This is a genomic window from Desulfosalsimonas sp., from assembly GCF_055149105.1.
Window position 1 is genome coordinate 18,874 of sequence record NZ_JBSRLA010000046.1, and the last position, 13,341, is coordinate 32,214.

Genomic DNA, 13,341 nt, shown 5'->3' on the forward strand with positions numbered 1-13,341 from the left:
CTTCCGTAAAAACCGGTCCCGCGGCTATCTGCCCTCGGCTTCCCCGGTACCGGATGCCTGATGGGTATCGGAAAACAAAAAATGAAACAAAAGCCACAGAAAGGGTGCCGTGACCAGGGTCCAGAACAACTGCAGCATAACAATTACCCCGGTGTCACCGGTGAAAAACGGAACACGGGAAACAGACCAGGCCGCAACCCCGAAAAACAGATTCTGTACACCAACGCCAATGATGGACAAAAAGAAAAAAAGGGTATGATCACCAATTCTGACCCAGCCGGGCACATGACGAAAAACCAGAAACACCCACAGATAGGAAGCCAGATATATCCCCGGCGGCGCACCGGAAAGCATGTCCATTGCCAGGCCGGCAATCACCATAACAGGAATGCCGGTGGCAAAGGATTGATACAGACTCATGTAAACGGCAAAAGCCACGAGAAAATCATAAAACCGCAATATTTCCGGCAGATACGGCAAAATACTGGTCTCGACAACGATCAGCCCGATGATCACCATCAGCGAGATCAGATAGCGCATCATTGATCCAGAACTTCGTCGATTTCAGGGGGGTCGAGCACCACCAGCACCTCCTCAAGTTTATGAAAATTCACGTTGGGAGTAATCTGGATTTCCTGGAAGATGCCTGAATTTCGACGAATCACCTTGGATACCCATCCCAGGCGCAGTCCCTTGGGATAGATGCCGTCGAGGCCAGAGGTAATGATCTGATCGCCCACCTCGATATCCTGTTTGCGCAGCACGAACTCAAACCGGCACCCCTGGTCGGCACTGCCAATGCTCACCCCCCGGGCCCGGGTTCTTTGCACCAGTGCATCCACAGCGCTGTTGCGGTCGATAATCAGCAACACCTTGGCATATCGCTCGGACAGATCGATTACCTGACCCACAACCCCGTCTGGCACCACCACTGGGTTTGCCCTTTTTACGCCATGAGCCCGCCCCTTGTTGATGATCACGGTATGATACCAGGGGCTCGGATCCTTTGCCACCACTTCAGCAGCCTGCATTTCAAGCGCTGAGCCGGCATTGAAATCCACCAGGCGTTTTAGCCGCTCATTGGTCTTTTCCATTTCCGTAAGCTCGTGGATGCGCTGCCTGGCCCGGGCCAGGTCCCTGCGAAGCTTCTGGTTCTCACGGGCGGCATCCACCATGTAAAAGTACTGGTGCCAGATACCCTCGCCGGTATCAATCATACCGGTGACGATTTCCTGTACCGGAGAGACAAAAAAAAGCGCGGTTTCAACGGCCGCCGCCTGAAAGGAAGACTTGCGGATATAATTAAAGGAAAACACAATGCCGTTTAAAACGATCAGGATGATCGCCCCGGCTGCCACCATCGTCTTTTTGGGAAACATGAAATCAGTCGATGACCACCTGTCGTAGAATTTCAATGCTGTTTAAGGTCTTGCCGGAACCCATGGCCACTGTGGACAGGGGATCGTCCGTAACCGTAATGGGCAGCCCGGTTTCCTCGCGAAGCAGCTTGTCCAGGTTTTTGAGCAGCGCTCCGCCGCCTGTGAGCACGATGCCCCGGTCCACAATATCTGCGGCCAGTTCCGGAGGGGTCTGTTCCAGGGCAATTTTGGTTGTCTCCACAATTGCGTCAATCTGCTCGGCAATGGCAACCCGGATTTCTTCTGAATCAATGGCCAGAATCTTGGGAATCCCGGATACCAGGTCCCGGCCCTTGACCTCGATGGTTTCGTAGTTCTCTGAATCCGGATAAGCGTTTCCGATGGTGGTTTTGATGATCTCGGCGCTTCTTTCGCCGATGAGCAGATTGTATTTTCGCTTGACGTACTGTGTGATGGCGGCATCCATCTTGTCGCCGGCCACCCGGATGGAACGGCTGTAGACAATACCGGCAAGGGAAATCACGGCCACTTCCGTGGTGCCGCCGCCGATATCCACAACCATGTTACAGGTGGGCTCAGTGATGGGCATGCCGGCGCCAATGGCTGCGGCCATGGGTTCCTCAATCAAAAAGACCTCACGGGCGCCGGCGGATTCAGCAGCCTCGCGCACCGCCCGTTTTTCCACCGGGGTGATGCCCGTGGGCACGGCAATGACAATTCTGGGCCGGACAAAGGTTCTGCGGTTGTGGACCTTGTGGATGAAATGCCGGAGCATGGCTTCTGTAACGTCAAAGTCGGCGATCACGCCGTCATGCATGGGCCGGATGGCCACAATGTTTCCCGGGGTGCGGCCGAGCATATTCTTGGCCTCCAGGCCAACGGCCAGCACCTTGCTTTTGGCACGATTATCGGTTCGTACTGCCACCACAGAAGGTTCGCTTAACACGATGCCCTTGCCCTTGACGTAAACCAGGGTGTTGGCCGTGCCCAGATCAATGGCCAGATCATTGGAAAAAACACCAAACAACGAATCCCAGAACAAGTCCGTGCCTCCTTACGATATTTGACGAAAACAAAAAAACAGGGCTGAAGTTGTAAAACAGGTATTGAAATGGATGGACGCCGGCCCGGTCGTTTCATCTGCGTTTGTTTGCAATTATTTGCAATTTGACAATTGCGTTAGGATTATTAACAGTTGTCCGGCTGAATGACAAGCAGAAAATACCATAAAGACCGCAGACATCTCAGGTTTTCAGACAATTCAGGACAGCATCGTGGAACCGGGGACGAAAATCTTTGATTTTCAGGCTTCCCGGATCCGTGCAAACCCGGTTGCTCAGCAAAATCACCATGATTTGACGATGCAGTTCAACCCAGAACGAAGTGCCGGTATAGCCGAGATGCCCCGCGCTCGTATTTCTATGAAAAAACCGGCCGCTGCTGGAATTTTGCTTTTCCGGCACGTCAAATCCCGGGGTCCGAGCGGCACCCGGCGGTACTGTCAAAAACCGCTCCACCGCGGCCCGGGAAAAAAGCCCCTTTTCCACTGTCCCGGAACGAATCTCCAACAGGTGCCAAAGAAACTCAAACACCGCGGCCGCCGTGCCAAACAGCCCGGCATGGCCGGCCACCCCGCCCATGGCCCGGGCATTTTCATCATTTACCCGGCCATAGACGGCCCTGTTGTTTTCATCCACCCCGCTGGCGGCAAACTCCCTGTCTACCGGCACAGATGGGGTTTTCCCATAATCCGGAAGAAAAAAAAGATCCGAAATATTTAAGGGCAGATACAAATTTTCTGAAACATAGGCATCCAGGCTTGTATCCGCCACTTTTTCCAGCACCCATTGCAGAAGCAGAAACCCCACGTCACTGTAGAGAGTTTTGCGTCCCGGCAGACAGACCAAAGGCTCTTTTGCCAGCAATTGATGCAGCCGCTTTTTCCGCCGGTCCGCCGGCAGAAAATCTAACTCCCGGAAATAAGGCCGCCAGGCCGCCAGGCCGGCATTGTGGCAAAGAAGATTTTCAACGGAAATACCGGCCTTATCCGATTGGTCCAGCCCGGGCAACAGCGCGCCCAGCCGGTCATTCAAATCCAGCATCCCCTGATCTGAAAGATGCATGGCTGCTGCTGCGGTGGCCAAGGGCTTTGTCAAAGAGGCAAGATCATAAACCGTGTCCCGGTGCGCCAATCCTTTTTTAAAAGGGTCAAGGCAGCCAAATGCCTTGTGATAAACAATTTCATTTTTTCTGGCAACCAGGGCCACGGCACCCGGAAACACCCCGGTGTCAACGGCCTCCTGCATCAGGGCATCCACTTGTCTCATGACAGGCCTGAGTCCCGGCAGGGGGCGGCAACCGCAGGTTCGGAGTAAGTCAGGGTCATGGTGTCACTGTCAAGACTTGCGGCAATGCCCATTGGCAGAACCATGTTGGGCCGTCCGTGACCTGCGGGAAACCCGCATACCACGGGAAAGGCAAAACCGTCAAAAACATCTGCGAAAACCCGGTGGATTTGCGCCTTGGAGCCGCAGTTGGTAAAGGATCCCGCAGCAACGCCCGCCAGATGATCAAAGCAGCCGGCCATGCGCATCTGGGTCAGCATCCGGTCAATACGGTAGGGCTTTTCCCCGGTGTCTTCCACAAACAGGATGCAGCCGGTCAGATCCGGAAAATAGGGTGTGGCCAGCAGGTGGCAAAAGGTGGACAGGTTGCCGCCAAGCACACAGCCTGCGGCTTTGCCCGGACGGATCATACATCCGTTCTCCGCCCTTATCTTAACTGCTCCAAAGCCGGTCAGCGCCCTTGCGATTCCCTCTATGGTGGGCTTGTCCGCATCCGCCAGAGACACGACCATGGGACCGTGAAAAGTGGGCATGCAGCATCTGCGGCTGATGGTCACCAGCAGGTTGGTAATGTCGCTGCAGCCAACAAAAATTTTGGGATGCTTTTCAATAAGCGGGTAGTCAAGGCATTCAAGTATGCCCAGGGAACCGTAGCCGCCCCGCACACACCAGACAGCACGAATGTCAGAGGCGGCGAAAAACGCCTGCAAATCATCGGCCCGCTGTCGGCGGCTGCCGGCATAATACCCGTTTTTTAAAAAAAGTCTGTCCGACCACACCGGATCAAAGCCCATATCCCGGAGCACTTCCAGCCCCTGCAAAAAACGGTCCCTGTCAAAGGGGCTGGCCGGAGCCACAACCCCCACGCGGTCGCCGGCCTGCAGAGGAGCAGGCCTGGTGCAGGCCGGAATGTCTCTGCAATGGGTCATGGCATACTTCCTTGACAAAAGGCGGCCAGGGGCACCTGTGCGCTATTGCGAATCCGGCAGGTAGCCAAGGGCAGCGGCAATAAACCGGGAAAACAAGGGATGGGCCGCCATGGGACGGGACTTGAATTCCGGGTGAAACTGGCATCCCAGAAACCAGGGGCGATCCTTTAGCTCCACGATCTCCACAAGGTCCCCTTTGGGCGAAAAACCGCTGAACACCAGTCCGTTTTCTTCAAGGGGCTGTTTGTAATCCAGGTTGAATTCATAGCGATGCCGGTGACGTTCGGAGATCTCTTCCGTGCTGTAGGCCTGGTATGCCAGGCTGTCTTTTGCCAGACGGCAGGGGTAGGCGCCCAGGCGCATGGTACCGCCTTTTTCCGAGTTCACATCCCGCTGCTGGAGGGTCTGGGTGCGCTCATCAAACCATTCCTTCATCAAATAGATCACCGGTGCCGGGGTCTCGGGATCAAACTCGGAGCTGTGCGCCTTTTCAATCCCGGCCACGTTGCGGGCAAACTCGACAACCGCCAGCTGCATTCCCAGACAGATGCCAAAATAGGGAATTCCCTGCTTTCTTGCATATCCGATGGCACAGATCTTTCCCTCCACCCCCCTGGAGCCGAACCCGCCGGGCACCAAAATTCCCTGAGCCCCGGCCAGGGCCCGGGCGCAATTGTCCGGAGTCAGGGTTCCGGAATCGATGAATTCCAGCTCCACTCTGGCTTCATTGGCGATTCCGCCGTGATACAGGGCCTCGTTCAAACTCTTGTAGGATTCCGTCAGATCCGTGTATTTACCAACCACCGCAATGGTAACACGCTTTGAGGGCGACTTGTAGCGGTCCACCATGTTTTCCCATTGCTCAAGCCTTGGTGACCCTGTCCAGATATTGAGCAACTCCAGAATCTTGGAATCCAGCCCCTCCTTGTTAAACACCAGGGGGCATTCGTAAATGCAGTCCACGTCCTTGGCCGTGACCACAGCATCCTGGCTCACATTGCAAAACAGGGCGACTTTGGCCTTGATATCCGGAGACAGGTACCGGTCAGTGCGGCACATGAGGACATCCGGCTGAATGCCGATGCTGCGCAGTTCCTTGACGCTGTGCTGAGTAGGCTTGGTCTTGAGCTCGCCTGCTGCGGCAATATATGGGATATAAGTCAGGTGGATGTAGAGCACATTGTCTTTTCCGGCGTCGAATTTAAACTGCCGGATGGCTTCGAGAAAGGGGAGGCTTTCAATATCGCCGATGGTCCCGCCGATTTCCACAATCACGATATCAGCGCCCTTGGCCGCCTGCCAGATGCTGGCCTTGATCTCATCGGTGATATGGGGAATCACCTGAACCGTGCCGCCCAGGTAATCGCCGCGGCGCTCCTTGCTGATCACCGAGTCATAGATCTTGCCGGTGGTGAAATTGTTGTCCCGGCCCAGCCGCACATTGACAAACCGTTCATAATGGCCCAGGTCCAGGTCGGTTTCCGCACCGTCGTCGGTGACAAACACCTCGCCGTGCTGAAACGGGTTCATGGTGCCGGGATCCACGTTGATATAGGGATCGAGCTTCACCAGGGAGATTGTCAGCCCCCGGCATTCGAGCAACGCCCCTATGGAGGCTGAAGCCAGCCCCTTGCCCAGGGATGAAAGAACCCCGCCGGTTACAAAAATAAATTTGGATTTGCCTGCCATGGGTTTACCTCTATAACAAAGCGTGCATTTTATTGGGTTGATGGCGCCGTAAAAAGTCCAATATCTGCGTTACGCGCAATTTTTCAGAATTTCACGTACGGCTAAGTACGCTGCATTCTTCGAAATTGCGCAGGCCTTGATCCTGAACTTTTTACGGCGCCATCTGAAATCAGACTTTTTACGGTGCCATCATTGGGTTGGGGTTTCATATATTTTTTTGAATTCCTCGATCTGCCGGCGGACTTCTTCTGCGGCCCCGCCCCTGTTCTCCGGAACTTCTGAGGCGGATTGATATTTTTTGCGCACGGTGCTGATGTCAAAATCAGATGCCGGTACTCCCGAAATCCGGTCCAGTTTTTCCACGGTCACGGCCCGGGCAAGACGGCCGTTTTCATAAAATTCGATTTTTCCGGGATAGCGGATGCGGTCGTCAAACCGCTGCCAGTCAAGATAGCGAATTTCAAATGCCGGCTGCTGCCCTGTCTTTTTGGCCGGGGCCACGATCCAGCGCACGGGCAGAAACGTGTTTTTGTCAAACCACACCTGGGCGCGGCTCAGGTCGGGATATCCGGCGCCGGCCACGTAGACGGTTTTTTTGTTGAGCCGGCCCAGGCTGGAAATGTTCATGTCAACCCCGAGCTGCTCCAGGTGCCGTACCAGCGGAGGCCGGGATGAAAACATGAAAAGGTCCTTGTAACAGGCATACCACTGCCGGCTGTCCTCGAGGATCTTGCCGTCAAGGACAAAAAGCTGTGATCCGGATGATTCGATATAAATCTGACTGAAATCCGGGGCGTTGATATCGGATCGATAGGCCCCGGGCCTGCTGTAGCGAACGGTTTGGGAAAAACTGGCCGGCCCGGAGGCTTCCGGGTCTGAAACTTTTTCAGGATCCGCACTGGTTTTCCCAAGCCTTTCAGCACCCTGGCTTTTGCCGTCGGCTTCATCGGGATACACATGAAGCTGCTGGGTGATTTCCATCTGATCGGGCAGGTTCAAATGTTTTTGCATCTGCCCGGCCACAAACGGCGCCGGCAGGACATAGCCCGACGCTGCTGTGCAAACAGCGGCCGCCAGAAGGCAGGCCAGGGAAAATATCACAGCAGACCGCAGCATTATCGGCTATACCATAAACGGGTTCAGGGCCATTTGCGCGCTTTGCCCAAGCTGTTCTTCAATGCGCAAAAGTTGGTTGTACTTTGCCACCCGGTCGCTTCTGGACATGGAACCGGTCTTGATCTGTCCGCCGGCCACAGCCACCACGAGATCGGCGATAAAATGATCCTCTGTTTCCCCGGAGCGATGGGAAATCACCGTAGTATAGCCGTTTGTCCGCGCCATGTCGATGGCTTCCAGGGTTTCGGAGACCGTGCCGATCTGGTTGAGCTTGATCAGAATGGAATTGCAAACCCCCTTTTCAATACCCTGGGCGAATATGGACGGATTGGTGACAAACACATCATCGCCCACGAGCTGAACCCGGCGGCCCAGTTTGTCGGTCATGACCGCCCAGTTGTCCCAGTCCTGCTCAGCCAGGCCATCTTCGATGGAAAAAATGGGATATCGATCAATCAAATCGGAATAATAATCAATGAGTTCTGCTGCAGACAGCCGCCGGTTTTCAGATTCCAGAAAATAGGCCCCGTCCTGGTAAAACTCCGTGGCAGCCGCATCCAGGGCCAGGCCGATGTCTTTTCCGGGACGGTATCCGGCCGCTTCAATGGCCTCGATAATGATTTTCAATGCCGCCTCGTTGGATTCCAGATCCGGGGCAAACCCGCCTTCGTCTCCCACCGCGGTGACCAAGCCGCGTTTTTTGAGCAGGGATTTGAGGCTGTGGAAAGTCTCGGCACCCATGCGCACGGCCTGGGAAACAGAATCGGCGCCCACGGGAATGATCATGAATTCCTGGATATCCAGACTGTTTGCCGCATGGGCGCCCCCGTTGACGATATTCATCATGGGAAGCGGCATATAGCGGGCATTGAGCCCTCCAAGATACCGGTAAAGCGGCATTGCATAAGCATCCGCACCCGCCCGGGCAGCGGCCATGGAAACGCCCAGGATGGCGTTGGCCCCCAATGCCGACTTGTTTTCCGTGCCGTCGAGTTCGATTAACGCGGCATCAAGCTGGTGCTGATCTGCGGCATCCATTCCCAGGATTGCCGGCGCAATGCGGGTATTGACGTTTTCCACCGCCTGCTGAACCCCCTTGCCCGCATATCGGCCCGCATCATTGTCCCGAAGTTCAAGGGCCTCCCGGGAGCCGGTGGAAGCCCCGGAGGGCACGGCAGCACGCCCCAGGCCGCCGCTTTCAAGTTCCAAATCCACCTCCACGGTCGGGTTGCCCCGGGAGTCGAGTATCTCTCTTGCCCGTACATCAATTATTGCCGTCATGGAATATCCTCCAATGGTTGTCAAACAGCACGAACCGTCAAAGCCGGTCTTTTTTTGCGCATTGCGCACAGACCGGCCCTTTTGCGGTTTTCATGCAAAATCGCGTCCCCCTTGACTCAAATGCCAGGCATGATACGATTTGAACACTACCGTGTCAAGCACTTGAACCCCAGGGCGCGGCAGCGAAATAAAAATATATAGTTATTATTTATAGTTATCCAAATATAAGAACAAGGAAACCCATCATGAACGTCAACAGCCCGTACAAGGAAGCCCACCTGCTGGTGGCCGCCGTCCGTGTCCTGGAATACCGGCACCAGCGCCCGCCCGCCCTTGAACAGATCGCAGAGCTGCTATCCATATCCACCGAGGAAGCCGGCCGGTTGTGCCGCAAAGCCGAGTCTGCGGGCATCATTGAAACGCTTGAAAAATCCGGGGAAACCCGGATCTTTATCAGCGACCACCGCCGGATTGAAAATCTTTCCGATCAGGCCGAAGAAACAGCGCTTTCCGCGGAACTGGAAAAATTCCGCAAACAAAAGCAGGCTGAACGCAAAACCCTGGATGAACTGCGCACCCGCCAGGCCGACAAGCGGAAAAAAAAGCATGAACAAATCGAGCGCCGGTTAAAAACCCAGCTAAAAAACCAGCTAAAAAACCAAAGCCCGGAGACCCGGGGCAACGACTGATCCAGGCCCTGTTTACGCCTGGTGCTGCAGACACTCGGCCACCTCGGCGATAAACCGGCTGGCCGGGCTGTACTGTCCCTTGCGGTAATCGGCAGTGGTTAAAAACAAAAACTTTTCCGCCCGGGTCATGGCCACATACATGAGCCGCCGCTCCTCCTGGAGCTCAGCCTCGGACTCCCGGGACTTCCAGTGGGGCAGCAGGTTTTCGTCGCATCCCACCACAAAGACCACGTGAAACTCCAGGCCCTTGCTGGCATGAATGGTGGCCATGCTCACCCCGCCTTCATCGCTGTCGGCCTCTTCCTTGTCCTCCCGGACCAGGGCGGCTTCCTCCAGGTAATCCAGGAGGGTCTCGTAGGTGGAGGCGGCATAGACAAGCTGTTCAATGTTTTCCATGCGCGTGGTGAATTCATCTGCTGTCTTTGACTGCTGATTCAAATAGGTCTCATAATCAACCCGGTCCATGACCTTGCGTATGGCCGCATCCGGGGCCATGGGTTCGATGTCTTTGAGCAGCTGGATCAAAGACGTCAGGCCCGCATGGATTTTGGACGACAGAATTTTTCCGGAAACCGCCCGGGTCACGGCATCCTGCAGGCTGCCGCCCGGGGGGCGGCAGGCGTTTAACTTTTCGACCATTTTCGGGCCGATGCCCCGCTTGGGGGTATTTAACACCCGCTCAAATGCCGCGTCATCCTTTGGAAACACGGCTGCGGTGAGATAGCAATTGATATCCAGGATTTCCTTTCTTTCAAAAAAACCCTTGTCGCCGAGCATGCGATAGGGAATGCCGGCAAAACGAAAAGCCTGCTCAAAGGGAAGGGAGCAGAACTTGGTGCGGTACAGCACGGCCATTTTGTCATAGGCGATGCCCGATCGGTGCAGCATTTCAATCTTGTCCGCCACCCAGCCGGCTTCCTCCTCGTCGCTGAAAAATTCATGGATGGCCACAGACCCGCCGTTTTGCTCGGAAAAACAGGATTTGTCCATCCTGTCGCGGTTAAAGCGGATCAGCCCGTTGGCGGTTTTGACGATCTCGTCAGCAGACCTGTAGTTCTGCTCCAGCCGAAAAATGCTGGCCCCCTGGTAGGAGCGCTCAAATCCCAGGAAATGGTCCACGTTGCTGCCCCGGAAACCGTATATGGCCTGCCAGTCGTCTCCCACGCAGAAAAGATTGCCGTTGCCCAGAAGCAGTCGCGTGAGTTCAGCCTGGAGATTGTTTGTGTCCTGGTATTCATCCACAAGAATATAGGAAAAATAAGCCCGGTAATCCTCGCGTACCCCGTCATGATCCCGAAGCAGATCCCTGGCCTTGAGCAGGATATTGTCAAAATCCACTGCGTTTCTGGCTTTTAGCTCGTCTTCATAGGCGGAAAACAGATCCCTTAACCGCACGGGGCCGATTCTGGGATGCGCGTCCATGTAGACATCCGGGCTGCCGGAGTTTTTGGCGCTGGAAAGCGCTGCACGCACGGCATAAAAGTTCTTCCGGTCCATGTCAAAACGGATCATCAGGTCCTTGATGAGTTTTTGCTGCTGGTAATCGGAGTAAATCTGAAGCGGGGGCTCATAGCCCAGCAGGCGACAGTGTTCCCTCAGAATTCGGAAACATGCGGAATGATAGGTGCGCACCCAGGGAAACCGCTCCACGGCCAGTCCGGTAAGCTCTGTAAGCCGGCGCTTCATTTCATCGGCCGCCTTGTTGGTGAACGTGATGGCCAGGATTCGCTCCGGGCGGTAATCCAGATCAATGAGATGGGCCACCTTGGCGGTCAGGGTGCGCGTCTTGCCGGATCCGGCCCCGGCCACCACCAGTGCCGGGCCGATATGGGTTACAGCGGCTTTCTGCTGATCAGAGAGCTCCATTAAAATGCCATTCCTTTTTCAGTCTATGCCAGGCCCGGCAATGATATCGGGCCGGCCGGTGCGGATGCAGGTAAAGTTATGCCGGACAATGAGATCGGTGCTGTAAAGATTTCTGGCGTCAAAGATCACCGGTCGGTTCAGGCGCTTTTCAATGCCGGAAAAATCCGGAGTCCGGAACTGGTGCCAGTCGGTGAGCACGGCCAGGGCGTCGGCCCCGTCAAGGATTTCATACTGCTTGTCTCCCACAGAGACATTATCGTTGCCGGCAAACATTTGCCTGGCATTGCCCCCGGCCGCCGGGTCAAAGGCCCGGATCTGCATGCCCGCCCGGCTCAGTTCGCTGACAATATCGATTGCCGGTGAATGCCGGATGTCATCGGTATTGGCCTTAAACGACAGGCCCCAGACCGCCAGGACCCTGCCGGAAACCCCGCCGGCGGATTCAAAAAAGCTTTGAACCTTGCGCGCCACCATCTGTCTCTGGCGGTTGTTGACATTGTCCACCGCGCTGAGCACTTCGGGCACATAGCCCAGATCCGCGGCTGTATGAATCAGTGCCCTGACATCCTTTGGAAAACATGACCCCCCGTACCCCACCCCGGGATAGATGAAATGATAGCCGATGCGGTGATCCGAGCCGATCCCCGCGCGCACATCGCGCACATCCGCGCCCACTTTCTCGCAGATATTAGCGATTTCATTGATAAACGAAATCTTGGCAGCGAGCATGCAGTTGGCCGCGTACTTGGTCATCTCCGCGCTTTTCGGGCTCATGAGGATGAGTTTGTCACGGCTTCTGGCATAGGGTTCATAGAGATTTTCCATCAATTGCGCCACTTCCGGATTGTCCGTGCCGATAATGATCCGGTCGGGCTTCATAAAGTCGCTGACCGCATCGCCTTCCTTTAAAAACTCGGGATTGGAGACCACGTCAAAATCAAGGGAAACACCCCGGACAGCCAGCCGCTCTGAAATGATTTCCCGGACCCGGTCGGCCGTGCCCACGGGCACCGTGGACTTGTTGACCACGATTTTATGGTCTTCCATGTTATCGCCCACCTGCCCGGCCACCCGGTAGACAGCGGAAAGATCACAGGATCCGTCTTCCATGGGCGGGGTGCCCACGCAGGAAAAAATCAGGCTGGCGTGGGCCATGGCCTCTTTGAGCGACGTGGTAAACACCAGGCGCTCTTCTGCCAGGTTGCGCTGGACCAGTTCTTCCAGCCCGGGTTCGAAGATATGGACATCGCCTTTTTTCAGCCTCTGGATGATCCCGTCGTTGATATCCACGCAAAAGACATGGTTTCCGGTTTCAGCCAGACAGGCGGCTGTCACGAGCCCAACGTATCCGGTTCCCACGATACATACATTCATGTGTTCGGTCCTTCTGTCCTGAGATGTTATGCCTTGAATGGTGCCTGGGACGAGAATCGAACTCGTACGGGGACTATGCCCCAAGGGATTTTAAGTCCCTTGCGTCTACCTGTTCCGCCACCCAGGCACGGAATTGCATTTGCGAGGTTCTTGAATGGTTTTAGGGGGTTGTTTTGCAGAAGAGGTATATAAGAATATATGCAAACCCGGAAACCATAAAACCAAATCGAAACATTGAATTTGGAGATTTTTTTAGCACCCGGACCTGATAAAGTCAACCCGCAAGATGGTGACGGGTGACGGGTGACAAGTGACAGGTGACAAGTGACAGGTGACGGGTGACAGGTGACGGGTGACGGGTGACGGGTGTTCATTGTTTTTTGTTAACCGGCTGCGGCATGGTTAATATTTGAATGAGAAACTTTTGATGGCACCGTAAAAAGTCTGATTTCAGATGGTGCCGTAATAAGTTCAAGATCAAGGCTTGCGCAATTTCGAAGAATGCAGCGTACTTAGCCGTACGTGAAATTCTGAGAAATTGCGCGTAACGCAGATATTGAACTTCCAAGGAAGCCCAAGGGCGGGGTCGGTTTGTAAGCGACATTGAGCGTTTACGGAAAAATTCAGCAAATGCCGGAGCTAAAAAATTTCAAACTGTTTGAGGCCGACAGGC

The 13,341-nt window shown here is 55.0% G+C and carries 11 protein-coding genes and 1 tRNA gene; 1 reads left to right on the plus strand and 11 read right to left on the minus strand.

Going from position 1 to position 13,341, the window contains the following annotated elements:
- Window positions 1-24: 24 nt before the first annotated feature.
- The 8 genes from ACTCIA_RS11655 to eno all read right to left on the minus strand — a co-directional run bounded on the left by ACTCIA_RS11655 (window position 25) and on the right by eno (window position 8,739).
- Entirely contained in the window at window positions 25-543 is a 519-nt protein-coding gene (locus ACTCIA_RS11655) for a hypothetical protein (RefSeq protein WP_463001995.1), read from the minus strand.
- Window positions 540-1,379, minus strand: coding sequence for a rod shape-determining protein MreC (gene mreC, locus ACTCIA_RS11660; protein ID WP_463001996.1), 840 nt, complete (start codon window positions 1,377-1,379; stop codon window positions 540-542). Before mreC ends, ACTCIA_RS11655 begins: the two co-directional genes overlap by 4 nt.
- A 4-nt stretch (window positions 1,380-1,383) precedes the next feature.
- A complete protein-coding gene (locus tag ACTCIA_RS11665; RefSeq protein ID WP_269750886.1) occupies window positions 1,384-2,421 on the minus strand; it encodes a rod shape-determining protein in 1,038 nt (345 codons plus the stop codon).
- 202 nt (window positions 2,422-2,623) lie between these two features.
- Window positions 2,624-3,706: a serine hydrolase domain-containing protein gene (locus ACTCIA_RS11670; protein ID WP_463001997.1), complete on the minus strand. Its 1,083-nt coding sequence runs from the start codon at window positions 3,704-3,706 to the stop codon at window positions 2,624-2,626.
- Window positions 3,703-4,653: a S66 peptidase family protein gene (locus tag ACTCIA_RS11675; RefSeq protein WP_463001998.1), complete on the minus strand. Its 951-nt coding sequence runs from the start codon at window positions 4,651-4,653 to the stop codon at window positions 3,703-3,705. Before ACTCIA_RS11675 ends, ACTCIA_RS11670 begins: the two co-directional genes overlap by 4 nt.
- 42 nt (window positions 4,654-4,695) lie before the next feature.
- Complete coding sequence (locus tag ACTCIA_RS11680) at window positions 4,696-6,342, minus strand: CTP synthase (protein ID WP_463001999.1); 1,647 nt, start codon at window positions 6,340-6,342, stop codon at window positions 4,696-4,698.
- A gap of 189 nt (window positions 6,343-6,531) precedes the next feature.
- On the minus strand, window positions 6,532-7,458 hold the full coding sequence (locus ACTCIA_RS11685) for a LolA family protein (RefSeq protein WP_463002000.1): 927 nt from the start codon (window positions 7,456-7,458) through the stop codon (window positions 6,532-6,534).
- Between the two features lie 6 nt (window positions 7,459-7,464).
- Window positions 7,465-8,739 (minus strand): phosphopyruvate hydratase, encoded by a 1,275-nt coding sequence (gene eno / locus ACTCIA_RS11690; RefSeq protein ID WP_463002001.1) that lies wholly within the window; start codon window positions 8,737-8,739, stop codon window positions 7,465-7,467.
- 245 nt (window positions 8,740-8,984) lie between these two features.
- Here eno and ACTCIA_RS11695 point away from each other — a divergent pair, with 245 nt between their 5' ends.
- Window positions 8,985-9,428: a hypothetical protein gene (locus ACTCIA_RS11695; RefSeq protein WP_463002002.1), complete on the plus strand. Its 444-nt coding sequence runs from the start codon at window positions 8,985-8,987 to the stop codon at window positions 9,426-9,428.
- 12 nt (window positions 9,429-9,440) lie between these two features.
- Here ACTCIA_RS11695 and ACTCIA_RS11700 read toward each other — a convergent pair whose 3' ends face one another.
- The 3 genes from ACTCIA_RS11700 to ACTCIA_RS11710 form a co-directional block, all read right to left on the minus strand.
- Window positions 9,441-11,294, minus strand: coding sequence for an ATP-dependent helicase (locus tag ACTCIA_RS11700; protein WP_463002003.1), 1,854 nt, complete (start codon window positions 11,292-11,294; stop codon window positions 9,441-9,443).
- Window positions 11,295-11,312: 18 nt separating this feature from the next.
- A complete protein-coding gene (locus tag ACTCIA_RS11705) occupies window positions 11,313-12,668 on the minus strand; it encodes a UDP-glucose dehydrogenase family protein (protein WP_463002004.1) in 1,356 nt (451 codons plus the stop codon).
- Between the two features lie 38 nt (window positions 12,669-12,706).
- Window positions 12,707-12,795, minus strand: a tRNA-Leu gene (locus ACTCIA_RS11710).
- Between the last annotated feature and the right edge of the window lie 546 nt (window positions 12,796-13,341).